We start from the raw sequence: 20,653 nt of genomic DNA on the forward strand, positions 1-20,653 counted from the left end.
TTTTTGGGTCGGATCCCTTTCGCAACGCGAAAAGGCTCTGACCCCTGAGATCCTGTGCTGGGGTCAGAGCCCTTTGCCGTTGGCAAAGGGATCCGACCCCGGCCGACCCCGCGTTGCATCAGGCAACGATCAACGTCACGTCGATGTTGCCGCGGGTGGCATTGGAGTACGGGCAGACGATGTGCGCCTTCTGCACCAGTTCTTCCACCTGCTCGCGCGGCACGCCCGGCACGTTGATGGTCAGCTCGGCTTCGATGCCGAAGCCGGTCGGGATCTGGCCGATGCCGACCTTGCCGGTGACGGTGGTGTCGGCCGGCAGCGCGACCTTGGCCTGGCCGGCCACGAACTTCAGCGCGCCCAGGAAGCAGGCCGAGTAGCCCGCGGCGAACAGCTGCTCCGGGTTGGTGCCCGGGCCGCCGGCGCCGCCCAGCTCGCGCGGGGTCGACAGCTGGATGTCCAGCACGTTGTCGGAGGACACGGAACGGCCTTCACGGCCGCCGGTGGAGGTGGCCTGGGCGGTGTACAGAACCTTTTCGATGGACATCGGGATGCTCCTGGTCGGTGGGTGGGTGTTGCGTTGGAGCCTACTTTGCCCGGTTTCCGCGTACGTTGGGTTGCAATGCGTACGAAAAACTTGATTGATCGTCCTGCGGGCCTAGATCGTCCATTCGCGGTCGGTGGTGAACATGATGGTCAGCCAGCGGTCCGGCGAAGCCTCGCCCAGTGCATCGCCGATCTCATCACGCAGCTGGTCCCATTCCACCAGCGGCCGCGGCGGGTCGTCCTCGCGCACCACGAAGAACAACTCGATCTGCTCGCCACGCCCCACCTGCGCCACGTAGCTGCGGTGCTCGACGAAGCCATGCCTGGCGACGATGCCGCGCGCCACCGCATCCACGTGGGCCTGCAGTTCCGGCGGCGTCACCAGCAGGATGCCGGCCAGCGCCCGGCGTACGGTGCCGAGCGGGGCGATCATCACCAGCACGCAGACGAAGGCGAGGATGGCCGGGTCGATGTACGGCCCGACCCAGGCCCACGAGGTGCCCTGCACCAGCACGCCGCCGAGGAAGGCCAGCAGGTAGCAGGCCGACATGCTGGCCGCGATCACCCAGTTCTTTGCATCCAGCGCGATGAACTCCGAGCCGATGCGGCGGTTGGCGCGCAGGATGAACCACGCCAGTGCGCCTTCGCCCACGATCGACAGCCCGGCAAAGGCGATGGCCGGGCCCAGCGCAATGTGGCGGCCCCCGGACATCAGTGCATCCACCGCATTGACCAGGGCATACAGTGCCGCACCGATCATCAGCGTGCCGCTGACCCCCAGCACGATCGGTTCCAGGTGCCAGAAGCCCATGGTGAAGCGCTGGTTGAGCCGCGATTGCAGGGCGTCGGTCTGTGTGGACAGCGCGATCAGCCGTGCCACCAGCAGCGACAGCCAGGTCATCACCACGTCGATCAGGCCGTAGATGCCGTCGAAGATGATCAATGACGAATTGGCGAGCAGGCCGAACACCACCGCCGCCGCGGCCAGCAGCAGCGAAGCGGCGATCGACAGGCGCAGCACGCCCTGTTCGGTGGCGGGGTCGAAGAACTGCGGGCGATCGGTAGGCATGACCCGATTGTAGAGCGGCGCCATGCTCCGCTGCCTTCTGCTGCCCGGCATCGTCGTCGTCCTGCCGCTGATTCCCGAGGCTATCGCCCTCTCGCTCATCGCCGGCGTCAACCCGCGTTCTCCATTGCCTTCATCGCCGGCATCCTGGGAAACGCTGCGCATCCTGTTGCCGGTGTCGGCCACGCTGGCCGTGGTCGGCCCGCTCGAATCGATGATGACCACCTGTGGGACCTGACTGCCGTGGCCGCCTTGGAACGCGCGCAGGAAAAGCTGGCCGCGCATGGTGCGGAGGTGACGGTGGTGGGCCTCAATGCGGCCTGCCAGACATTGATCGAGCAGGTGGAAGCGCGCGGCGGCGGGCACTGAAGCGGTCACCTGGCCCGGGTAGCGCCGGGCCACGCCCGGCGAATGAAGCGGTCGCGGTCAGGCCTTGCCGGCCTGCACGATCAGGTGCACCCCAAGCGCTGACAGCACACGTTGCACGGTATCGAAGCGTGGGTGTGCTCCGGGGCGCAGCGCCTTGTACAGGCTCTCGCGTCCAAGACCGGACACCTCGGCAACGCCGCCCATGCCGCGGGCGCGCGCCACTGTTCCGAGCGCCTCCTGGAAGTGGCCCGCATCACCTGCTGCCAACGCCTCGCTCAGATAGGTGGCGATTGCGACGTCATCAGCCAGATAGTCGGCGGGGTCGAAGGGAATCGTCTTCAGCTTGCTCATGGGGAGAGTCCTGGGAACGGCATGGAATCAAATGGTGGCTACAGCAGCTCCGCGAGCCTGACCGCTTTTTCGATATCGCGACGCTGGCTCGACTTGTCGCCACCGTGCAGGAGCACGACGATGGATCTCCCGCGACGCGTGAAATACACGCGATATCCCGGCCCATGGTTGATTCGCAGTTCGCTCACGCCATGACCCACTGATCGAACATCTTCCTCGAGACCGCGGGCGACGCGCTGCAGGCGCTCCACGATCACGCCGCGGGCCCTGCTGTCGTTGAGTCCGCGCAGCCATCGCGTGAATGTTTCTGTTGCCTGGAGAATCGCCATTCATCCACAGTATCCATAAGGATACATGGTTCAATTGGCATCCGCGACGATCATCGACGCACCGTGCTCGACCCCACTGGTCTGCCTCAGGCGGACCAGTGGGAGCGCGCGAATGACGACAGCAGGCCCGTGGGCCTGCATCCCTCACGCCATCATGGCCCGCGGCCCGTGCTGCTGGGTCTGCTGGTCGATCTTCTGCTGCTCGCGCTGCTGATCGCTCACCTGCAACGCCCGCTCGCTGTTCTCCTGCACGCTCTGGCGCATCGCGTCAGCGGTTGATACCGGCGCGGTATTGCGGTTCAACGCGCTTTCGTCGTGCAGTGCATTGGCCTGCACCGCGCGCGCCATCGAGCCATCCTGGTTCAGCTCAACGCGATCAACCCGGTACAGGCCGGCGCGCGCAGCTTCCACGGTAAGCGCAGCGGCCAGCTTCTCGCTGTGCTCGCCGGAGGGCAGGCCACGCGCTTCCTCGGCGAACTTCACCTGCACCAGGGTTTCGGTGTACAGCCAGTTCTGTGGGCTGCGCGGGTCGGACATCGGGTACACCGTCTCGCGCGCTGGCTCGGCCGCTGCCTGCTGTTCCGGGGTGTTGCCCTGTCCCTGCGCACGCTGCCGCACTTCATTGGCCAGCGCCTGGCGGGTTTCCGCATCGGCGATGCCAGTCGCAGGCAGGCCATGCTGCTGCTGGAAGGTGTTGATCGCGTGGCGGCTGCCGCCGCCCAGATAGCCGTCGCTGCCGATGGCCTGGCCCTTGGCATCGGTCAGCCCCAGCGCGGCCAGGTTGCCCTGCAGTTCGCGCGCGTCGCGGTCGATCGCGGCCAGCGTGGCCGGGCCGGCCTTGCCGTCCACCGGGTCCAGATTGTGTGCGCGCTGGAAGTCTTCCACCGCCTTGCGGGTAGTGGCATCGAAGCGCCGGTCCGGATTCAGCGTCTGCTGGCCGTCAGCACTGGCATGGCCCAGCGTGACCAGGTTGCTTTCCAGCTTCAGCACGTCACGGCCGCTGGACCCTTCCTTCAACGTCTGCGAACCGGCCTGCTGGCGCGGTGCGCCGATCTGGCCCAGCGCCACCTGGATATCGGCGTCGTTGTGCTCACCGGCAGGCGAGTAGTCGCGGCTGCTGACCTTGGCATGGGCGCGGTCCATTGCGTCCTTGTTGTTGGCATACGCGTCCTCATAGCGCACGGCGATGTCGCCGGCCTTGGGCGCATCGAAGTACTGGTAGGTTTCGCGGATCTGCCCGGCCTTGGCGCGCAGCGCCTCGTAGTCACCGCCTTCTTCCAGCACCTTCTGCAGCTTGGGCAGCTGGCTGGGCAACTGGTTGGCGGTCTTGGCGATCAGGCTGATCGCTTCGAAGCGGTTTTCCTCGGCGATGCCGCTGCCGTGCGCGTCCACCATCGTCATGCCGATCCGGGTGGCGTTGCGCACCTGCGGGTAGTCGATGTTGGCGTGGATCCACTGCTTGCCCTCGGCCGAACCGGCCCAGGCGTTGATGCTGTCGCGTGTGCTGGTATCGATGAACTGGATCGAGCTGCGCCCGCTCAGGCCATTGCCGTGGCTGAGCAGGTCGCGGCGCAGGTCGGCGTGGTCCTGGGTGAAGGGCAGGTTGTGCGCCTTGGCATAGCTGCTGGCCTGATCGATCACGGCGTCGACATAGGTCGTCTCACCCGCCTTCAGTGCGCGGCCGTCGATGGCGCCCAGTGCCCATTCGCCACGCTGGCCGAAGTCGACCTGGATCGCGCCCAGGCTGTAACCGCTGTTCTGCGCGACTTTGTTCACCGTGCCCCAGTGCGGTTCGGTCACGCCCTGGGTGATGCCGGCGATGGCCAGATGGTAGGAGGCGGGGCCACCTTCGGTGCCACGGCCGACGGCGAAATACACGGCGCCGGAGGTGGCATCGAGATCGTGGGTATCGATGTTGGTTGGCATGTCTTACATCCTTGTGCAGTCAGAGGGTCTGCCCCTCATGGGTCAGTCCAGCAGCTGGAGATACTTCTGCAGCTGGTCGGCGCGCGCGCTCAGGCGCATCACATCGTTCAGCTCGCCCTGCAGGTTGCCGGGCTGCGAATCGTCGTAGAGCGCGGTATCCAGTTCACCATCGCGGCTGCGCGACTGCAGCCACGCACGCTGGGCATTCACCAGCTTGGTCTTCTTCGCGCCACTCAGCTTTGCCTGCAACTGGCGGTAGGCCTGGTTCAGGCGCTGGTCCTGGCGCGCGCTTTCCGAGGTCAGGCAGGCGGCCTGCTCGACCGCACCCTGCGCCTTGTCACGGCAGGTGGTGAAGGTCGGGCTCAGCCCGGTGGCCGCCGGTGCTGCGGTTGCCGTGCCGATGGCCAGGGTGGCGACGGCCAGCGCGGTGGCCAGGGTCCTGCTCAAACGCTTGTGCTGCATCATCTGCTCCACACGTCCAATCCATTGCGAGCGCTGGACTATAACGGCGTCAATATTTCGTCGTCGTCAACGAATCGCGACAACTGTGACCGGTTGCCCGTCATTGCGGGTGGGCGCCGCCCGGCGTGCGGACGGCCCTCGGGCCGGGGCGCCGAAGCGGTATCCCGGCGCCACCCGCCGCCATTCAGCCACCCGGTGTAAACTATTGATCTCACTGGCAATGCCAGTTTCCACGATCAACACCCCGATGACGTCCGCCACCGCCCGTTACGCCGATTCCCTGCGCCTGTCCGTTGCCCCGATGATGGACTGGACCGATCGCCATTGCCGCGTGTTCCATCGCGTGCTGGCGCCGGGCGCACGCCTGTACACGGAAATGGTGCACGCCAACGCGGTCATCCACGGCGATCGCGAGCGCCTGCTCGGCTTCGACCGCAGCGAACAACCGCTGGCGCTGCAGCTGGGCGGCAGCGATCCGGCCTTGCTGGCGCAGGCTGCGCGCATCGTCGCCGAGTGGGGTTACGACGAGGTCAACCTCAACTGCGGCTGCCCGTCCGACCGCGTGCAGGCCGGGCGTTTCGGCGCCTGCCTGATGCGTGAGCCGGTGCTGGTGGCCGAGTGCGTGGCGGCCATGGTCGATGCGGTCGACATCCCGGTGACGGTGAAATGCCGCCTGGGCGTGGACGAAGACAACGACTACGACGTGTTCGCCGCCTTCGTCGACCACCAGGTCGCCGCCGGTGCCAGCATGGTGGTGGTGCATGCGCGCAATGCCTGGCTCAAGGGCCTGTCGCCGAAGGAGAACCGCGAGGTTCCGCCGCTGAAGTACGACTGGGCCTACCGCCTCAAGCAGGAGCGCCCGGCACTGCCGGTGGTGATCAACGGCGGCCTGGCCAGCATCGAGGCGGTGCAGGCGCAGGCCGCGCACGTCGACGGCGTGATGCTGGGCCGCGCGGCTTACCACGACCCTTACCTGCTGCATCAGCTGGAGGCGCTGCACACCGGCGCCCCGCTGCAGGCCCGTGGCGATCTGCTGCGCGCGCTGCGCCCCTATGTGGAAGCACGGTTGGGCGAAGGCCTGGCGCTGAAGCACATCACCCGCCACCTGCTCGGCCTGTTCCACGGCCAACCCGGTGGCCGCGCGTTCCGCCAGGTGCTGAGCGAGGGCGCACACCGCCCTGGCGCCGATTGGACCCTGGTCGAGCAGGCGCTGGCCGTCACCGAACGCGACGCGGATCGTGCCGCGGCGTGAGCGCGGTCACACTCCTGGCTTGACAAGGGGCGCCGATTCGTCCCGAATGTTCACTTAGCTGAACAACGCAGGGGCGGGGCCGGAAAAGTTCAGACCGGATTCACTGCCCCAAACCAAGAATTTGCAAAGGAATTGTAAAGCGCCGGGTCCCGAACCCGGCTCCCGGATTTACGGCTTTTGAACGAATCGCCGAGCTCGGCTAGGATCGCATCGATGTCTTCCGCTCCCTTCCATCGCCGCATTGCCTTCGCCACCTGCGTGGTGCTGTCGGCTGTGCCGCTGTCTTCGGCGCTGGCGCAGCAGCCGCCGCGCGGCGACCAGGGGCGGGCGGAGATGATGGAGCGGGGCGAGCGTGGCAACCGTGGCGACGAGCGTTCGCTGTCCGATGCCGTGCGCCGCGTGCAGCGCACCACCGGCGGCCACATCCTCGGCGCCGAGCGCGTGCCGTTCGATGGTCGTGACATCAACCGGGTGAAGTACATGGACGACCGGGGCCGTGTCCGCTACATGGACGACCCCGCCCCGTCGCGTTCACAGCCGCGCACGCCGCGGTCGGATATGTCATCACTACGCGGCGATAACCCCTGAACAGGGATAGTTGTCGCTATCAACCCGTACCCCACAGGCCTCCGGGCCACACCCAGGACACTAGGGAGAGTTCATGCGTATCCTTCTGGTCGAAGACGAAGCCCCGCTGCGTGAGACCCTGGCAGCCCGGCTCAAGCGCGAAGGCTTTGCCGTCGATGCTGCGCAGGACGGCGAGGAAGGCCTCTACATGGGGCGCGAAGTTCCGTTCGATGTCGGCATCATCGACCTCGGCCTGCCCAAGATGTCGGGCATGGAGCTGATCAAGGCCCTGCGTGACGAAGGCAAGAAGTTTCCGGTGCTGATCCTGACCGCGCGTTCGAGCTGGCAGGACAAGGTCGAGGGCCTGAAGCAGGGCGCCGACGATTACCTGGTCAAGCCGTTCCACGTCGAAGAGCTGCTGGCCCGCGTCAACGCGCTGCTGCGCCGCGCAGCCGGCTGGAGCAAGCCAACCCTGGAATGCGGCCCGGTCGCCCTGGACCTGGCAGCGCAGACGGTCAGCGTGGCCGGCAGCAATGTCGACCTCACCAGCTACGAGTACAAGGTGCTGGAGTACCTGATGATGCATGCCGGTGAACTGGTCTCCAAGGCCGACCTCACCGAACACATCTACCAGCAGGACTTCGACCGCGACTCGAACGTGCTGGAAGTGTTCATCGGCCGCCTGCGCAAGAAGCTGGACCCGGATGGCGAACTGAAGCCGATCGAGACCGTGCGCGGTCGCGGCTACCGTTTCGCGATCCCGCGCAACGAGGGCTGAGCCGGCTCCGCCTGGCGAGACCATGATGTCCGGCCGTCTGTGGTTCTTCCGACGCTGGCGGCCGCGCTCCCTGCAGGCGCGCCAGATGCTTGCCGCGTCCGTGGGCCTGGTCGCGTTCCTGGCGCTGGCCGGTTACGCGCTTGACGCCGCCTTTGCCGATACGGCCAAGGCGAACCTGCGCGAGCGCCTGAAGAACTACGCCACCGCCTACGCGGCCGGCATCGACTTCACCCGCGACCGCTCGCTGTACATCCGCGAGCAGCCGCCGGACTCGCGCTTCGACGTGCCCGGCAGCGGCCTGTACCTGCAGGTGGTGATGCCGCACGGCAAGGGCAATTCGATGTCCGCCGAAGGCCCGATGCTGCCCACCGTCGGCGGCGGCCTGCTGGCGCCGCGCCAGGAAGTGTTCGAAGGCCCGCTGCCGATGATCCAGATCGACGGCAGCCAAGGCTCGGTGTACCGCTATGGCCTGGGCCTGGTGTGGGACGCCGACGCCGACCCGGCCACCGAATTCCCGTACACCATCTACGTGATGGAAGACTCGCGCGCACTGGGCGCGCAGCTGCGGGTGTTCCGTGGCCGTGTCTGGTTCTACCTGGGCGGCATCGGCCTGATCCTGCTGCTGCTGCAGACCGTCATCCTGCAGTGGAGCCTGCGCCCGCTGCGGCGGGTGATCACCGAGCTGACCAAGGTGCAGCGCGGCGAGACCGAGCGCATGAGCGAGCGCCACCCGCGCGAGCTGGAGCCGCTGACCGACAGCATCAACGCCTTCATTGAAAGCGAGCGCGAGAACCTCGAGCGCCAGCGCAACACCCTGGCCGACCTCGCGCATAGCCTGAAGACCCCCATTGCGGTGCTGCGCACGCAGATGGACAGCGGTGCCGGCGATGGCGCGCTGCGCGAGGAACTGGACGTGCAGCTGCAGCGCATGAACAACCTGGTTTCGTACCAGCTGGCACGTGCTGCGTCATCGGGCCACAAGCTGTTCTCCGCACCGCTGCCGATCGAGTCCAACGCCGAGGAAATCGTGCGTGGCCTGGAAAAGGTCTACGCCTCCAAGGGCGTGCTGTGCGAGTTCGACATCGACCCTGCCGCGCGCTTCCACGGTGAACCGGGTGACCTGCAGGAACTGCTTGGCAACCTGCTGGAGAACGCCTTCAAGTGGGCCAACCGCCGCGTGTTGCTGACCGCGCAACCGCTGCCCGCCCCGAACGCGCGCCGCGCCGGCCTGCTGCTGGCCGTGGACGACGATGGCCCGGGCATTGCCCCGGACGACATCGGCAAGGTGCTGCAGCGTGGCGTGCGTGGCGACGAGCGCGTGCAGGGCCACGGCATCGGCCTGTCGATCGTGCAGGACCTGATCAAGGATTACCGCGGCGAACTGGCCGTAGGCCGTTCCAGCGAACTGGGTGGGGCCCGTTTCGAAGTGCGTCTGCCGCCGGGGCCGTGATCCACGTCGCCGGGCCATGCCCGGCGGACCCGTGAATCACCCCACCATCTTCGGCGGCTCGCCATACAACCGCCGCAGCTGCTCCGCCACCTCCGGCAACGCCTGCTGCAGCACATCCGGCGCCGAGAAGTGGTACTCGCTGGCCACCGCGAAGAACTCCTCCGGTGCCTCGGCCGCGTACGGGTCGATCAGCGTTTCCTCACCCGCGTCCACCTGCGCACAGAACGCATCGTAGGCGCGCTGGAAAATGCCCGCCCATTCGCGCTGCCATTCGCGCGGCAGCGGTGGCGTGCCGTCCATCGCGCCATCCAGCGCATCCAGCTTGTGCACCATCTCGTGCACCGCCACGCAGTAGCCCTCGTGCGGCGCGGCCAGCTCGGCCTGCACGTCGGCCCAGGACAGGATCAACGGGCCGCTGTCCCACGACTCGCCGATCAGCTCGTCATCCCATTCGTGCAGCACGCCGGCCGCATCCATGTGGCTGCGGTGCACGCGGAACGCATCGGGGTAGACCACCAGCTGCGACCAGCCTTCCAGCCCCACTTCGCCGAATTCCAGCAGCGGCAGGCAGCACAGTGCGGCCAGCAGCACGCCATCGCCGGCGTGCAGCTGCAGATCGCCGATCGGGGTAATGGTCTTCTCGTGCAGGAAGCGGGTGGCCAGCACGCGCAGGCGTGCGCGGCGTTCGTCGTCCAGGCCGTGCAGCCAGGCCGCGCGGCGGCAGGCCTCATCCCACAGTGCATCGTCGATCGGCCGCGGTGCAGGCCGCAGCCACTGCAGCAACGACTTGATCAGCGGAACATTCCCGGCAGGTAGCTGTGCCACTTCGGGGCACGGATGCGCTGCAGCACGTCGTCGTCGCTGCCACCGCCGCCCGTGCTGGTGTTGGCCGCCGGGCGGACCGGCGCCGGCTTGGTGGTGGCGGCCGAAGCGGTCGCGGTCGGTGCGCGCTGCGAGGCGGCATCGCCGTTGGAGGACACGCAGGCCCCGCGGCTGTCGTCCAGCGCTGCCGTCGCAGACGCCGCGAAGGGCATCGTCAGCAGGATCAGGCAATGGGCATAACGGCGCATTGACGACATCCACGTTAAGGGAAGGTGAGTTCCCGATTCTAGCCCGAACCCGGCGCCCCGTTGGAAGCCCTCGCGGAACCCAGCGTGGCGGGCGTCGTTGGCGGCTTTCCCGCATAATTCCTTCCTGACTTCGTGGAAGCTGCCGTGGACGACCGCCAATTGCTGGCCAAACTCGCTGCCGGTCGCCTCTCCGGCGACGCCCTGGCCCGTGAGCTGGGCCAGACCCGGGCGGCCATTTGGAAGCGTATTCAAGGACTTAGAGCCGCCGGTGTAGACATCGAGGGCCGTGCTGGCGAGGGCTATGGCCTGACCCGGCCGGTCGATCTGCTGGACCCGGCCACGATCCGCGCCGGCCTCCCCGCCGACGCGCAGGCCCTGCTGCATGACCTGCAGGTGGCCTGGACAGTGGACTCGACCAACGCCGAATTGCTGCGTTGCAGCGCGCCCCAGCGCGGGGTGAGCGTTCTGCTGGCTGAACGCCAGACCGGTGGCCGGGGTCGCCGCGGCCGCACCTGGGCCTCGCCACTGGCAGCGCACGTCTATCTGTCGGTGCTGCGCCTGTACTCCGGTGGCCTGGGTCGCCTGGCCGGGCTGAGCCTGGTGGCCGGCATCGCCGTGGCCGAGGCGATGCACGACCTGGGCTACACCCAGGCACAGCTGAAGTGGCCGAATGACCTGATCGTTGATGGCCGTCGCAAGCTGGTCGGCCTGCTGGCCGAGGGCGGTGGCGAATACGCCGGCCCGGCGCGGGCGGTGGTCGGCATCGGCATCAACACGCACATGCCGCCGTCGTTTGCCGAGCAGATCACCCAGCCATGGGTGGATCTGGACACGTTGGCCGGCAAGCCGGTGGATCGCAACGTCGTGGTCGCCGCCGTACTCGCGCGCCTGCTGCCGGCACTGGAAGAATTCGACCGCGAAGGGCTGGCGCCCTTCCTGCCACGCTACGCCGCCTTCGACATGCTGGCCGGCCGCGAAGTACGCGTGGAGCTGGAAGGACAGTGGCAGCACGGTACCGCGCTCGGCCTGGCCGATGACGGCGCACTGCGCGTGCGCATCGATGGCCAGGAGCGCCTGCTGCACGCCGGCGAAGTCAGCGTGAGGGCGGCATGAGCGATTGGTTGTTCGACCTCGGCAACTCGCGCTTCAAGTTCGCGCCGTTGCAGGGTGACCGTGCAGGCGACGTGCAGGCCTGGGCGCATGGCGCCGAAGGCATGGCCGGGCAGCCGCCGCACAGCCTGCCCAGCGGCCGCACCGCGTTCGTGGCCAGCGTGGCCGCGCCGTCGCTGACCAGCGCCATGCTGGACCAGCTGCAGCGCCGCTTTGAACACGTGCACGTGGTGCGCACCAGCGCCGAATGCGCCGGCGTGCGCATTGCCTATGCCAAGCCGGAAAAGTTCGGTGTCGATCGCTTCCTGGCCCTGCTGGCCGCGGCCAAGGCGCAGCGCCCGGTGCTGGTGGTGGGCGTGGGCACCGCACTGACGATTGATCTGCTCGACGCCGACGGCCAGCACCACGGTGGCCGCATTTCCGCATCGCCCACCACCATGCGCGAAGCACTGCATGCCCGCGCGGTGCAGCTGCCGGCCACGGGCGGTGATTACAGCGAATTCGCCAACGACACCGCCGACGCGCTGGCCTCCGGCTGCGATGGTGCGGCCGTGGCGCTGATCGAACGCAGCGCACAGCAGGCGGACGCGCTGCTGGGCGTGGCACCGTCGCTGCTGGTGCACGGCGGCGGCGCACCGGCGCTGATGCCGCTGCTGCCCGGCGCCGACTACCACCCGTCGCTGGTGCTGGATGGCCTCGCCCGCTGGGCGGTGCACCAGCCCGCAGGCTAGTATCCGCGCATGCTGACCCGTGCCCTGATCGTCGTACTGGCCATCCTCAATCTTGGCGTCGCCTGCTGGTGGCTGCTGCGCGATGCGCCGCAGAAGCCTGCGCCGCCGCCGCAAGCGCCCGGCGTGGCCGAGCTGCGCTGGGTGCCCGGTGGCGTGGATGCCACCGCCGCTGCCGAAGCCACGGCCGCCGCGCCGACCGCGCCGCTGATAGAACGGGAACCGGCCGAGAAGACCGCTGTGGCAGCGACGCCTGCGCCGGCCGTGCCGGCCAAGCCTGAGGCCACGTCGGTTGCCGCAGCTGCCAAGCCGGTGACGCCGCCCGCGCCGACCCCGACCCCGACCCCGACCCTGGCGCCGGAAAAGCCCGCGCCCCCGCCTGCCGCCGCCGAGCCGCCGCGCTGTGTCGCACTGGGGCCGTTTGCTGACCGCGCCGCCGCCACCAGCGCGCAGGGCAAGGCCGGCAACGTCATCAGTCAGGTACGCCTGCGCGAACAGCCTGCCGCCAGCGGCAGCGCCCGCTACCGGGTGATGCTGCCGGCCGGCGCCAACCGCGAAGAGGCCCAGGCCACGGTCAAGCGCATCGTCGCCGCCGGCCTGAGCGACTACTACATCATCAGCCAGGGCGAGGACATCAACGCCGTGGCGCTGGGCCAGTACCGCAACCGCGAAGGCGCCGAGCGGCGCATGGCTGCCGTGCAGGCTGCCGGCTTCCAGCCGCGCCTGGTGGCCAGCGGCGACGCCGGCCAGTGGTGGCTGGAGGGGCAGCTGGCGGCGGGCACGCAGCCGGCCCAGGCCCAGCAGCGCAGCGGCGCGGCACAGAGCCGGTCGCTGGAATGCGCAAGGTTGCGCTAGAATCCCCGGACCGCGGCGCTGCCGCCGGTGATGCACCCATGCCGCTTTAGCTCAGTTGGTAGAGCAACTGTCTTGTAAACAGTAGGTCATCCGTTCGATTCGGATAAGCGGCACCATCCCCTATGAGTCGGCGTCTCTTTGCGCTGCTCCAGGCACTCGCCCGGCGGTTCGAAGGACGGAAGATCCGCTGTCTCGACAGCCCTACCTTGAGAATGATGTTCCATCCTGCGCATGAACCTGCTGCGCTGGTGGCTGTTCAAGATTTGCGGCCAACGCTTCAGCGCGATGAAGGGACTCTGCTTCGGGCGAGCGAAGCGCGTCCATCGTATTCATGGCTCCGCGGCGTTGGGCAGGATCGTCCATCGCTCCCTCGACGATGAATACTTTCTCGCCACGTGCAAGGGACTCTGTCGGGTTGTTCAGTACAACGTGGTCAACTCTTGAAAACCCTTGCTCCTTCGCGAGCACCAACAGACTCGCGGACATGCGCTGGCTCGACTCATCCCACTGCTTCCCGCTCTCGGCGTCCAGGCGTTCCACACCCGCTCTTATCTGCATGTAGAGAGAGCGGTCAGCGTTGCCGAGTTCAGCTACAGAGGAAGCTGTTCGCTGCACTGAGAGTGAGTCGTCGGCGACCACGGCGACTCTCTCCCCAGCCGAAGTGCGCTCGGCGTCAAATTCTGGCTCGGGCCTACGTCGACGCTGCGTGGGTGCTATGTGCTGATCATAGTGCGCGCCATAGTAAAGCTCGTATGTCGCATGAGGACCCACAGAAGGAGCCTCCGTTTTGAACACCTCAGCGATCTGTCCAAGCGCCTGGTTTCGATTGATCCGCCCGGCCTGGAGTTCAACGGCAATGGCTCCATACTGTTGCGGTCGATTACCCGTACCCGACACGCCAATGTCCGGTCCACCGGCCGCAATGAGTTCACGCTGGACCTGGACATTACTGAGCGTCGCAGCGGCTTCTCCGCGTAGCAGGGTGTTTACATAGGATTGCTTGGACGTCCGATCTGGTTGCTCGGTGAAGAGATGATGCCCAACTTCATGAGAAAGAGAACGTGCGATTCTGGGGCCCTGCCCGATGGCGTTCTCGTCAATGACGATCTTCACACCGGGAATAAGATAGGTGCCGCCACCGGCTGGCCCCCATTCGACACCCAGGTTGTCGTGATCAGCCTGTGCAAGACCCGCTCGAAGTGTTGGGGATTTGGTCAGAAGCGGTGCCAGCGAGGGATCAACCAAAGGCGAAGCCGGACGACGTGTTGCCCCTGGTCGGCCACTCTCCTGCGGCTGTGACAGTGCAGATTCTTCAGTAGGCTCCATGGTGCGGCTCTTTCGCAATGACAGGGATCAGCGCTGACTGATCGATACGTAGGTCAGCGTCTTGTGGTCAAGGGAGAGCCCGAGTACAACCTTGGCACTGTTCACCTGAGCAGACCAGTAAGGGCGGGAATCAGGCGCATCCGGGTGGGGTGGATACATGGCGGATTCCTCCCAGATGATTTCCTCGAGCGCGATGCTCGGTGGTGCGACCTCAAAGATCAAGGTCGCGTGCGTAGGATCGTCGGCAGGACTTCTCAGCGTGATGTTCTGGATACCAAGTCCGCCCAGCATGCCGCGTTCTGCGGTCCGCTCGTCCCTCAAGCCTTGTCGAGTTGGCTCTCCCAGGTGCGTGTGGAGCTGTTCATTCAATGCGTCGACATCATCAAAACGCAACTTGGTCAAACGCTCGATATCGTTCTTGAACCGCTCCATACCAGTTTCACTCCCTGATTCGACGGGCCGTTTTTGATTCAGATGATCTGATGGGGTCGGCGGCGCGGCGCTCGTACATGCTGCCAGCACAAGCGCCGGAACAGCGATCGCGAGGCGACGACGCACTGCTATCCAGAGGTGGCGCCGAAGTCCACGTTCTGATGAAGAAGCGCATTTCTCGACCCATGCATTCATGAAAGCATCTCGCGCGCCAATGTCACACTCTTGAATCTAGCACAGCATTTTGTGAGCGCGGATCGGGTACGAGTGAACAATGAGCTGCTGAAAGCGCACCCGATTCCACTTTCCAATCTGAAAAGACGGGGCGTCGGCTGCGAGGGAGGGAGTGCCAGACGGGAGGCCGAGCACAGCTCCATGCGTGCATTCCCGATAGTTGAAAGAATGTAGCCAGTAGGCTACAGTCCTCCATGAAGATCCAGCGTACCCGTCAGTTCGCGACATGGATTGACGCTCTCAAGGACGTAACCGCACGCGCTCGCATCCTGGCCCGTATCGGTCGGCTCGCTGAAGGCCATCCCGGTGATCACCGCTATCTGGCGGATGGCGTTTCTGAATTGCGTATCGATGCAGGACCGGGTTGCCGCGTTTACTACACCCAGCGCGGCAGGCAGTTGGTGATTCTCTTGGTTGGAGGCGACAAGGGTTCGCAGCGGCGCGATATCGAGAAGGCCAGGGAGATTGCGCGTGCCCTGTGAGCGTGGAACTGGCTGTCGACGAAACGACTCAATACCGAAGTACCGGAGCTGTCCCATCATGGCCATCAAGAGAAAAGTCGAACTCAAATCATTTGATGTGGCCGAGCATCTTCGGACGCCGGAGGAAATGGCGGCTTATCTCGACGCCTGCATCGAAGAAAGCGACGGCGATTCTGCCTTCATCGCCAAGGCGCTCGGCGATATCGCCCGCGCTCAGGGGATGAGCAAGGTTGCGCGTGCGGCGGGTTTGTCGCGCGAGAGTCTGTACCGCGCACTGTCGGGCGAGCGCAGCCCCGATTTCGCCACCATCCTGAAGGTAACCCGGGCCCTGGGTGTGCGATTGCATGCCAGCGCTGTGTAAAGCATCAGGGCATTTCGCTCAAGCTCGGCGATCTCAGAAAGTCTGGCGCGGACAGGTTCAATCAAACCGGATGATGCGGATCAACCCTCTTGTCGACGATCCGTCTCCGAAGGCGGCCACCGTGCCACAGCGGAATACCTCTTTCGCACCGTCATGGTTGACGAATGAGATCGTGCAGTGTGCCCGCGTGCCCGCGTGCCCGCGTGCCCGCGTGCACGCGTGCCCGGCGCGATGCGGGTGATGGCGCGATCATTCAGCACGAAGCTGTACCACATGAGTTCAGGGCTTATCGAAAGCGCGATGGGGCGCGCGGTGGCGGCGATCATCTCGGCAGCAGCGCCGCCGCGCGAATCCACTTCGTCCAGCCGCAGCTCAACGAGAACAGGTTTCAGGTTTGGATAGGGTGTGCTCATGCCAGCAGCGGTTCCGCCTGATTCGATAGCCGGGGTGGCGATGCGTTGAACCTGTGCGTTGGGAATCCCACTGTTCTTCATTATTGAGCCCCCTGCACCTGCAACGCCACATACTCCGCCAGTCCCCGGCAGGCCAGCATCAGCCCTTCGCGCACGCCGTCGCCGATATCGTCCTTCTCTTCCCCATCCACGCGCACGCGCTCATTGGCGTGGTACAGCTCCAGCAGCGACACCAGGCCCACGGCGGCGCGATCCCTGCGTGCGGCGGCCACGGCGTGGCCGGGCGTGCTGGATGGCCCCTGCCACGGCTGTCCGTCGGCGGCATCTCCGGCCTGGATGCGGCGCAGGCAGAAGGGCAGGTTGATCGGCGCGGGCGCATCGTTGGCGGCGGCAAAGGCGGCTTCCAACGGCTGCGCCAGTTCGAGCGGCAGATGCAGGGCGGCGTCGCCCAGCGTGGCGGTCAGATAGGGGTAGAGCGTCTTGGACATGCGGGCATCCTCGTCAGGCACAGAGGCGCCGCCACGATAGGGTGGCGGGCGATGCGTGGCTTCCAAGACCGGAGATCGATGAGCCGGCGGGCACAGGGCCCCCACGCACCGCCCGCCGTAGACCGGCGAACGGATTGCCAGCCGGCGCCGCTCCTGGGAGGACGACGCCGGCTGGCAAGCGTATACAGCTTCAATCAAACGGGCTTGGAAGACCCGGCCACCTCTGCAGGTGGCGATTCATCATGCGCACGCCAAACCCCCGTCTGCCAGTCGATTGTTTCGATGGCATCGGGTGATCTGAAAGGAAAAATGAATTATCGCGATTGGCCTGTTCCCGCCGCTGCGATGCCGAAACCGACATATCGCGCAGTGCCATCATCCGCTGGAGATCGGTAGGTCTCAGCGCGGTTGCGAGGCCTGGCAAGGCCTACCAAGTGAAGCTGGCTTAACAGCCCAGGTAGAGCGCCACGGCCACCATAGCAAACACAACCCCCAGAACGCGCACCCGGATATTGATTCTCCTCACACACCGCTCCCGACTTCTCACCGCATACTTCGGGCACATACCTTTCAGGACCCGCCCATGCGTCGCCACGCCCTGCCGCTCACCGTCGCACTGTTGTCCACCGCGTTCGCAGTCCCGGCCATGGCCGCCGTGCCGTTCTTCAACGCCAGCTGCCCGGGCGGCATCGATGTGCACGCCGATGAGGGCGGGCCGGTCTACGTGCAGGGCCGCGAGACGGCGTTGAAGCGCTTCAACGACCGCTATTTCGAAGCACGCGATGCCAACAGCGGCATCACCCTGTCGATCAGCCGCAACGATGACGGCTCGCCGCAGGTCAGCTACACCGGCCGGGGCGGCGCCAATGGCATCTGCCAGGTCAGTAGCAGTGGTGCGCCCGCGCCCGCCGCAAACAGCGCGCGCCCTCGCGATGGCGCTGCCGGGGACGCCGCGCTACCGCGCGAAGTCACCTGCGAATCCACCGGCCAGCAGCAGGTATCGTGCGATCTGAATACCCGTGGCAACGTGGAAATCGTGCGCCAGCTCAGCCACACCCGCTGCGAACAAGGCCAGAACTGGGGCCTGTCGCGGCATTCGGTGTGGGTGAATGGTGGCTGCCGTGCGGTCTTCCGCAATGTGTCCAAGGCGGCCAACAGCGCGGCGCCGGGCGATACCGCGCTGGGTTCCTGCAATATGAGCAAGGGCGCGCAGGGCACGCTGGTCACCCAGATGCCGGTGGGCAGCGATTACCAGGAACTGATCATCGATTATCCGGATGGCCGCTTCCTGTGCATGATGCGCAACAACGGCCAGGTGCAGAGCGTGACGCCACTGCGCCGACGCTGACGGCAGTACGAGCAGCGCTGCTGAAGGGGAGCATCACGGAGGGCAGTGCGGTCGCCTGCCCTGCTGCACCGCCGCGAGTGGTGTCACACAGCTCTGGCTAGACTGTGCTTCTTTTTCCCCCGCAGGAGGCACCCATGGCCCATCCCATTTCCGTATCGTTGATTGGCGTACCCACCGACGTGGGTGCCGGCCATCGCGGTGCTCGGCTGGGGCCGGAAGCGCTGCGCGTGGCGGGCCTGCCGGAGGCGCTGGAAGCGCGTGGCGTGGACGTGCGCGACCTGGGCAACCTGGATGGCCCGCGCAACCCGTGGACCGCGCCGGTGGAAGGCTATCGCCACCTGGATGAAGTGGTGGCGTGGAACCACGCGCTGATGGAAGCCAGCTACGCCGAACTGCAGGCCGGCCGCATGCCCATCATGCTCGGTGGCGACCACTGCCTGGGCATCGGTTCGATCACTGCCGTGGCGCGCTGGTGCCGCGAGCAGGGCAAGACCCTGCGCGTGCTGTGGCTGGATGCGCATTCGGACTTCAACACCAGCGACGTGACCCCGTCGGGCAACATCCACGGCATGCCGGTGGCCTGCCTGTGTGGTCTCGGCCCGGATGCGCTGACCCGCCTGGGTGGCAGCGCGCCGGCGATCACCCCGGCGCAGATGCACCAGATCGGCATCCGCTCGGTGGACCCGGAAGAAAAGCGCCTGATCAAGACCCACAAGGTGGATGTCTATGACATGCGCTACATCGACGAGAACGGCATGAAGCGCGCGGTGGAAGCGGCGCTGGCCGGCATCGACGAAAACACCCACCTGCATGTCAGCTTCGATGTGGACTTCCTCGACCCGAGCATCGCCCCGGGCGTGGGCACCACGGTGCCGGGTGGGGTGAACTACCGCGAGGCGCAGCTGGTGATGGAGATGATCGCCGATACCGGGCGCATGGGTTCGCTGGACATCGTCGAGCTCAACCCCTTGCTGGACAAGCAGAACGCCACCGCCGAACTGGCCGTGGACCTGGTCGAAAGCCTGTTCGGCAAGTCCACCCTGATGCGTGACTGAGCTCTCCGCCTGAACGGATCTGTGATCCGTTCACACCCGCTCCACGCCCCTGCCGCCAGATTGCACTTCACGCGGCGGCAGTGGCATTGGCTCCTTCCGCCGAGCGACCGAACCCCATCCGCGAATGAAGCGGTATAGCGGCGAACCCAAGGAGAAGCCCATGAAGCGCGTAGTTGCCCTGATGCTGTTGTCGATGTTCTCGGTGGCCCTGCTGGCCGGTTGCAACACCGTTGCCGGTGCCGGCAAGGACGTGCAGAAGGCTGGCGAAAAGGTTGAGGATGCCGCCAAGGGCCGTTGAGCCTGAAGTGGAACGGAAAGAAAAAAGGCCGGGGATCTCCCCGGCCTTTTCTGTTGCGCGTTTTCTCCAGCGCACGTGTCGAAGCGTAGTGAACCATTCAAGCAGGTGAGCATCCATTTCATTGCCGGTTGACCAGCACTCAACAGCCGCTGCGCGATGCTGGAGCCACGGTAAGAACGCCGTTGCAGCCAAGGATTCCCAGCAATGAACAAAGACATCATTTCCGGCAAGTGGTCGCAGCTGAAGGGCAAGGCCCAGGCCAAGTGGGGCGATCTGACCAACGACGATTTCGATGTGGCCGAGGGCAATGCCGAGTACCTGGCCGGTCGCCTGCAGGAACGTTATGGCTGGGCCAAGGACCGCGCCGAGAAGGAAGTGCGTGAGTTCCAGGACAGCGTGAGCAAGGACTACCCGGACTACAAGTAAGCGCGACGGTTTCCCCCACAACACAACGCCCGCACCGAGAGGTTGCGGGCGTTGTGTTGTCTGGGCGCGAGGATCAGCGTGCCGGCGGGTCGGGCACGTAGCGGTTCGGGAAGGCCTGCGGTTCGCGCGGCAGGCGCGAGGGTGCATCGACCAGGATGCCGCGCGCACGCAGGTTGCGGGCGCTGTCGTAGCGCAGCTGCAGCACCTGGGCCGGACTGCGGCTGGCGCGCTCGAAGTCGGTATCGCGTACCGAGGACTGTTCGCGTGCGCCGTGGCCGGTCCCCAACGCAGGGGCCTGCGACTTGCTGGCATAGCCCTCGATGCGGCTGGCACTGGCATCGGCGGCAGCCTCAGCCTGCGCGGCCGGCGCCGGCAGCGGCACGCCACGGCGCAGGATCGGCTCCGGACGCCAGCGGCGCGCCTCCTCGAACACCGCAACGCCGACCACGCCGATGTTGTCCGGGCGGCCGGTGCGGCTGGCATAACTGCCGCTGGGGCTGCTGAACACGAACTGCGCCACTTCGTCCTGGCTCTTGCGCCAGCCGGTGATGTCGGCGCGCTGGCCGGGGTTGAGCACGTAGCCGGTCTGCGAAGGATCGGCATCCTCGCCGGAGATGGCGTTGATGCCGTCTACCGACAGCACCACCAGCACCCGGCGCGGGCTGTCGTTGTACAGGCGCACGGCGTAGCGGTGGCCGCGCTCGCCGGCCACCCAGCGCTGGCCTTCGGCGGGGTAGCTGCGCAATTCGGTGCCACGGTCGCGGTCGACCAGGGCCATGCGCACCGGGCCACCTTCATACATTGGCGGCGGGGGCGGGGCCGGACGGAAACCGGCCAGGGGCAGGATCAGCAGCAGGGGCAGCAGGCGTTTCATCGGGCTTCTCCAGCGGGGTTGGGTGAATGAACGCGCCGCAGGCCCTGACGGGGTTGACCG

General features: G+C 66.3%; 27 protein-coding genes, 1 tRNA gene and 1 pseudogene. 16 read left to right on the forward strand and 13 right to left on the reverse strand.

The features are described from left to right. Window positions 1-118: 118 nt before the first annotated feature. On the reverse strand, window positions 119-544 hold the full coding sequence (locus ACZK0Z_RS01565; protein ID WP_004153735.1) for an organic hydroperoxide resistance protein: 426 nt from the start codon (window positions 542-544) through the stop codon (window positions 119-121). 111 nt (window positions 545-655) lie between these two features. After that, window positions 656-1,636, reverse strand: coding sequence for a cation diffusion facilitator family transporter (locus ACZK0Z_RS01570; RefSeq protein WP_049431365.1), 981 nt, complete (start codon window positions 1,634-1,636; stop codon window positions 656-658). Between ACZK0Z_RS01570 and ACZK0Z_RS01575 the strand changes: the two genes are divergently transcribed. Both ACZK0Z_RS01575 and ACZK0Z_RS01580 read left to right on the forward strand, forming a co-directional pair. Next, on the forward strand, window positions 1,635-1,847 hold the full coding sequence (locus tag ACZK0Z_RS01575) for a hypothetical protein (RefSeq protein WP_049431367.1): 213 nt from the start codon (window positions 1,635-1,637) through the stop codon (window positions 1,845-1,847). The genes ACZK0Z_RS01570 and ACZK0Z_RS01575 overlap by 2 nt on opposite strands. Continuing rightward, window positions 1,811-1,978: pseudogene (locus ACZK0Z_RS01580) on the forward strand (sodium-independent anion transporter); the annotation flags it as partial. The gene ACZK0Z_RS01575 and the pseudogene ACZK0Z_RS01580, both read left to right, overlap by 37 nt. A 57-nt stretch (window positions 1,979-2,035) precedes the next feature. Here ACZK0Z_RS01580 and ACZK0Z_RS01585 read toward each other — a convergent pair. The 4 genes from ACZK0Z_RS01585 to ACZK0Z_RS01600 form a co-directional block, all read right to left on the reverse strand. Next, window positions 2,036-2,329: an addiction module antidote protein gene (locus tag ACZK0Z_RS01585; RefSeq protein WP_049431370.1), complete on the reverse strand. Its 294-nt coding sequence runs from the start codon at window positions 2,327-2,329 to the stop codon at window positions 2,036-2,038. 38 nt (window positions 2,330-2,367) lie between these two features. After that, window positions 2,368-2,658: a type II toxin-antitoxin system RelE/ParE family toxin gene (locus ACZK0Z_RS01590; protein ID WP_197632519.1), complete on the reverse strand. Its 291-nt coding sequence runs from the start codon at window positions 2,656-2,658 to the stop codon at window positions 2,368-2,370. 144 nt (window positions 2,659-2,802) lie between these two features. Continuing rightward, the gene (locus ACZK0Z_RS01595; protein ID WP_197632520.1) at window positions 2,803-4,584 is read right to left on the reverse strand and encodes a peptidoglycan-binding protein; all 1,782 of its coding nucleotides are present in this window, start codon (window positions 4,582-4,584) and stop codon (window positions 2,803-2,805) included. Between the two features lie 42 nt (window positions 4,585-4,626). Continuing rightward, window positions 4,627-5,046, reverse strand: coding sequence for a lysozyme inhibitor LprI family protein (locus ACZK0Z_RS01600; RefSeq protein WP_239503727.1), 420 nt, complete (start codon window positions 5,044-5,046; stop codon window positions 4,627-4,629). 220 nt (window positions 5,047-5,266) lie between these two features. Between ACZK0Z_RS01600 and dusA the strand changes: the two genes are divergently transcribed. The 4 genes from dusA to ACZK0Z_RS01620 all read left to right on the forward strand — a co-directional run bounded on the left by dusA (window position 5,267) and on the right by ACZK0Z_RS01620 (window position 9,093). Then, a complete protein-coding gene (dusA, locus tag ACZK0Z_RS01605) occupies window positions 5,267-6,298 on the forward strand; it encodes a tRNA dihydrouridine(20/20a) synthase DusA (RefSeq protein ID WP_197632521.1) in 1,032 nt (343 codons plus the stop codon). A 213-nt stretch (window positions 6,299-6,511) separates the two neighbouring features. Next, window positions 6,512-6,886, forward strand: coding sequence for a hypothetical protein (locus ACZK0Z_RS01610; protein ID WP_049431386.1), 375 nt, complete (start codon window positions 6,512-6,514; stop codon window positions 6,884-6,886). Between the two features lie 73 nt (window positions 6,887-6,959). Then, window positions 6,960-7,643 (forward strand): response regulator transcription factor, encoded by a 684-nt coding sequence (locus ACZK0Z_RS01615; RefSeq protein WP_004136763.1) that lies wholly within the window; start codon window positions 6,960-6,962, stop codon window positions 7,641-7,643. A 25-nt stretch (window positions 7,644-7,668) separates the two neighbouring features. Continuing rightward, window positions 7,669-9,093 (forward strand): ATP-binding protein, encoded by a 1,425-nt coding sequence (locus tag ACZK0Z_RS01620; protein WP_032953760.1) that lies wholly within the window; start codon window positions 7,669-7,671, stop codon window positions 9,091-9,093. Window positions 9,094-9,129: 36 nt separating this feature from the next. Here ACZK0Z_RS01620 and ACZK0Z_RS01625 read toward each other — a convergent pair whose 3' ends face one another. Then, the gene (locus tag ACZK0Z_RS01625; RefSeq protein WP_180849127.1) at window positions 9,130-9,918 is read right to left on the reverse strand and encodes a M90 family metallopeptidase; all 789 of its coding nucleotides are present in this window, start codon (window positions 9,916-9,918) and stop codon (window positions 9,130-9,132) included. After that, window positions 9,885-10,163, reverse strand: a complete 279-nt coding sequence (locus tag ACZK0Z_RS01630) for a hypothetical protein (RefSeq protein ID WP_005411956.1) — start codon at window positions 10,161-10,163, stop codon at window positions 9,885-9,887. The genes ACZK0Z_RS01625 and ACZK0Z_RS01630 overlap by 34 nt, the downstream gene beginning before the upstream one ends. 144 nt (window positions 10,164-10,307) lie before the next feature. Between ACZK0Z_RS01630 and birA the strand changes: the two genes are divergently transcribed. The 4 genes from birA (at window position 10,308) to ACZK0Z_RS01650 (ending at window position 12,972) form a co-directional block, all read left to right on the forward strand. After that, on the forward strand, window positions 10,308-11,276 hold the full coding sequence (gene birA, locus ACZK0Z_RS01635) for a bifunctional biotin--[acetyl-CoA-carboxylase] ligase/biotin operon repressor BirA (protein ID WP_197632522.1): 969 nt from the start codon (window positions 10,308-10,310) through the stop codon (window positions 11,274-11,276). After that, window positions 11,273-12,004, forward strand: coding sequence for a type III pantothenate kinase (locus tag ACZK0Z_RS01640; RefSeq protein WP_197632523.1), 732 nt, complete (start codon window positions 11,273-11,275; stop codon window positions 12,002-12,004). Before birA ends, ACZK0Z_RS01640 begins: the two co-directional genes overlap by 4 nt. A gap of 9 nt (window positions 12,005-12,013) precedes the next feature. Next, a complete protein-coding gene (locus tag ACZK0Z_RS01645; protein WP_197632524.1) occupies window positions 12,014-12,856 on the forward strand; it encodes an SPOR domain-containing protein in 843 nt (280 codons plus the stop codon). 40 nt (window positions 12,857-12,896) lie between these two features. Next, a tRNA-Thr gene (locus ACZK0Z_RS01650) sits at window positions 12,897-12,972 on the forward strand. An 85-nt stretch (window positions 12,973-13,057) separates the two neighbouring features. On the opposite strand, the gene ACZK0Z_RS01655 is transcribed toward ACZK0Z_RS01650, so the two are convergent. Both ACZK0Z_RS01655 and ACZK0Z_RS01660 read right to left on the reverse strand, forming a co-directional pair. Next, complete coding sequence (locus ACZK0Z_RS01655; protein WP_197632525.1) at window positions 13,058-14,182, reverse strand: XVIPCD domain-containing protein; 1,125 nt, start codon at window positions 14,180-14,182, stop codon at window positions 13,058-13,060. Window positions 14,183-14,209: 27 nt separating this feature from the next. Continuing rightward, on the reverse strand, window positions 14,210-14,740 hold the full coding sequence (locus ACZK0Z_RS01660) for a hypothetical protein (protein ID WP_197632526.1): 531 nt from the start codon (window positions 14,738-14,740) through the stop codon (window positions 14,210-14,212). Between the two features lie 302 nt (window positions 14,741-15,042). Between ACZK0Z_RS01660 and ACZK0Z_RS01665 the strand changes: the two genes are divergently transcribed. Together ACZK0Z_RS01665 and ACZK0Z_RS01670 are read left to right on the forward strand one after the other, a co-directional pair. After that, window positions 15,043-15,330 (forward strand): type II toxin-antitoxin system RelE/ParE family toxin, encoded by a 288-nt coding sequence (locus ACZK0Z_RS01665; RefSeq protein ID WP_197632527.1) that lies wholly within the window; start codon window positions 15,043-15,045, stop codon window positions 15,328-15,330. A 58-nt stretch (window positions 15,331-15,388) separates the two neighbouring features. Next, complete coding sequence (locus tag ACZK0Z_RS01670; protein WP_049431463.1) at window positions 15,389-15,691, forward strand: addiction module antidote protein; 303 nt, start codon at window positions 15,389-15,391, stop codon at window positions 15,689-15,691. Between the two features lie 80 nt (window positions 15,692-15,771). Here the strand turns inward: ACZK0Z_RS01670 and ACZK0Z_RS01675 are convergent, their stop codons facing one another. Together ACZK0Z_RS01675 and ACZK0Z_RS01680 are read right to left on the reverse strand one after the other, a co-directional pair. Next, window positions 15,772-16,185, reverse strand: coding sequence for a hypothetical protein (locus ACZK0Z_RS01675; protein WP_459018176.1), 414 nt, complete (start codon window positions 16,183-16,185; stop codon window positions 15,772-15,774). Beyond that, a complete protein-coding gene (locus tag ACZK0Z_RS01680; protein ID WP_197632528.1) occupies window positions 16,185-16,592 on the reverse strand; it encodes a hypothetical protein in 408 nt (135 codons plus the stop codon). The genes ACZK0Z_RS01675 and ACZK0Z_RS01680 overlap by 1 nt, the downstream gene beginning before the upstream one ends. Before the next feature lie 583 nt (window positions 16,593-17,175). On the opposite strand from ACZK0Z_RS01680, the gene ACZK0Z_RS01685 reads away from it, so the two are divergent. The 4 genes from ACZK0Z_RS01685 to ACZK0Z_RS01700 all read left to right on the forward strand — a co-directional run bounded on the left by ACZK0Z_RS01685 (window position 17,176) and on the right by ACZK0Z_RS01700 (window position 19,719). Next, on the forward strand, window positions 17,176-17,940 hold the full coding sequence (locus ACZK0Z_RS01685; RefSeq protein ID WP_049431466.1) for a DUF3011 domain-containing protein: 765 nt from the start codon (window positions 17,176-17,178) through the stop codon (window positions 17,938-17,940). Window positions 17,941-18,074: 134 nt separating this feature from the next. Continuing rightward, window positions 18,075-18,995, forward strand: coding sequence for an arginase (gene rocF / locus ACZK0Z_RS01690; protein WP_049431469.1), 921 nt, complete (start codon window positions 18,075-18,077; stop codon window positions 18,993-18,995). 160 nt (window positions 18,996-19,155) lie between these two features. Next, the gene (locus tag ACZK0Z_RS01695) at window positions 19,156-19,293 is read left to right on the forward strand and encodes an entericidin A/B family lipoprotein (RefSeq protein WP_005407710.1); all 138 of its coding nucleotides are present in this window, start codon (window positions 19,156-19,158) and stop codon (window positions 19,291-19,293) included. A 204-nt stretch (window positions 19,294-19,497) separates the two neighbouring features. After that, window positions 19,498-19,719, forward strand: a complete 222-nt coding sequence (locus ACZK0Z_RS01700) for a CsbD family protein (protein WP_004137109.1) — start codon at window positions 19,498-19,500, stop codon at window positions 19,717-19,719. Between the two features lie 73 nt (window positions 19,720-19,792). Here the strand turns inward: ACZK0Z_RS01700 and ACZK0Z_RS01705 are convergent, their stop codons facing one another. Next, on the reverse strand, window positions 19,793-20,593 hold the full coding sequence (locus ACZK0Z_RS01705) for a hypothetical protein (RefSeq protein ID WP_049431474.1): 801 nt from the start codon (window positions 20,591-20,593) through the stop codon (window positions 19,793-19,795). Window positions 20,594-20,653 lie beyond the last annotated feature (60 nt).

This window comes from Stenotrophomonas sp. 116085_Sma (genome assembly GCF_056479585.1).

Coding starts and splice junctions, on each gene's coding strand:
- ACZK0Z_RS01565 (WP_004153735.1), bottom strand. CDS start 544: ATGTCCATCGAAAAGGTTCTGTACACCGCCCAGGCCACCTCCACCGGC.
- ACZK0Z_RS01575 (WP_049431367.1), top strand. CDS start 1,635: ATGCTCCGCTGCCTTCTGCTGCCCGGCATCGTCGTCGTCCTGCCGCTG.
- ACZK0Z_RS01570 (WP_049431365.1), bottom strand. CDS start 1,636: ATGGCGCCGCTCTACAATCGGGTCATGCCTACCGATCGCCCGCAGTTC.
- ACZK0Z_RS01585 (WP_049431370.1), bottom strand. CDS start 2,329: ATGAGCAAGCTGAAGACGATTCCCTTCGACCCCGCCGACTATCTGGCT.
- ACZK0Z_RS01590 (WP_197632519.1), bottom strand. CDS start 2,658: ATGGCGATTCTCCAGGCAACAGAAACATTCACGCGATGGCTGCGCGGA.
- ACZK0Z_RS01595 (WP_197632520.1), bottom strand. CDS start 4,584: ATGCCAACCAACATCGATACCCACGATCTCGATGCCACCTCCGGCGCC.
- ACZK0Z_RS01600 (WP_239503727.1), bottom strand. CDS start 5,046: ATGCAGCACAAGCGTTTGAGCAGGACCCTGGCCACCGCGCTGGCCGTC.
- dusA (WP_197632521.1), top strand. CDS start 5,267: ATGCCAGTTTCCACGATCAACACCCCGATGACGTCCGCCACCGCCCGT.
- ACZK0Z_RS01610 (WP_049431386.1), top strand. CDS start 6,512: ATGTCTTCCGCTCCCTTCCATCGCCGCATTGCCTTCGCCACCTGCGTG.
- ACZK0Z_RS01615 (WP_004136763.1), top strand. CDS start 6,960: ATGCGTATCCTTCTGGTCGAAGACGAAGCCCCGCTGCGTGAGACCCTG.
- ACZK0Z_RS01620 (WP_032953760.1), top strand. CDS start 7,669: ATGTCCGGCCGTCTGTGGTTCTTCCGACGCTGGCGGCCGCGCTCCCTG.
- ACZK0Z_RS01630 (WP_005411956.1), bottom strand. CDS start 10,163: ATGCGCCGTTATGCCCATTGCCTGATCCTGCTGACGATGCCCTTCGCG.
- ACZK0Z_RS01640 (WP_197632523.1), top strand. CDS start 11,273: ATGAGCGATTGGTTGTTCGACCTCGGCAACTCGCGCTTCAAGTTCGCG.
- ACZK0Z_RS01645 (WP_197632524.1), top strand. CDS start 12,014: ATGCTGACCCGTGCCCTGATCGTCGTACTGGCCATCCTCAATCTTGGC.
- ACZK0Z_RS01655 (WP_197632525.1), bottom strand. CDS start 14,182: ATGGAGCCTACTGAAGAATCTGCACTGTCACAGCCGCAGGAGAGTGGC.
- ACZK0Z_RS01665 (WP_197632527.1), top strand. CDS start 15,043: ATGAAGATCCAGCGTACCCGTCAGTTCGCGACATGGATTGACGCTCTC.
- ACZK0Z_RS01670 (WP_049431463.1), top strand. CDS start 15,389: ATGGCCATCAAGAGAAAAGTCGAACTCAAATCATTTGATGTGGCCGAG.
- ACZK0Z_RS01675 (WP_459018176.1), bottom strand. CDS start 16,185: ATGAAGAACAGTGGGATTCCCAACGCACAGGTTCAACGCATCGCCACC.
- ACZK0Z_RS01680 (WP_197632528.1), bottom strand. CDS start 16,592: ATGTCCAAGACGCTCTACCCCTATCTGACCGCCACGCTGGGCGACGCC.
- ACZK0Z_RS01685 (WP_049431466.1), top strand. CDS start 17,176: ATGCGTCGCCACGCCCTGCCGCTCACCGTCGCACTGTTGTCCACCGCG.
- rocF (WP_049431469.1), top strand. CDS start 18,075: ATGGCCCATCCCATTTCCGTATCGTTGATTGGCGTACCCACCGACGTG.
- ACZK0Z_RS01695 (WP_005407710.1), top strand. CDS start 19,156: ATGAAGCGCGTAGTTGCCCTGATGCTGTTGTCGATGTTCTCGGTGGCC.
- ACZK0Z_RS01700 (WP_004137109.1), top strand. CDS start 19,498: ATGAACAAAGACATCATTTCCGGCAAGTGGTCGCAGCTGAAGGGCAAG.
- ACZK0Z_RS01705 (WP_049431474.1), bottom strand. CDS start 20,593: ATGAAACGCCTGCTGCCCCTGCTGCTGATCCTGCCCCTGGCCGGTTTC.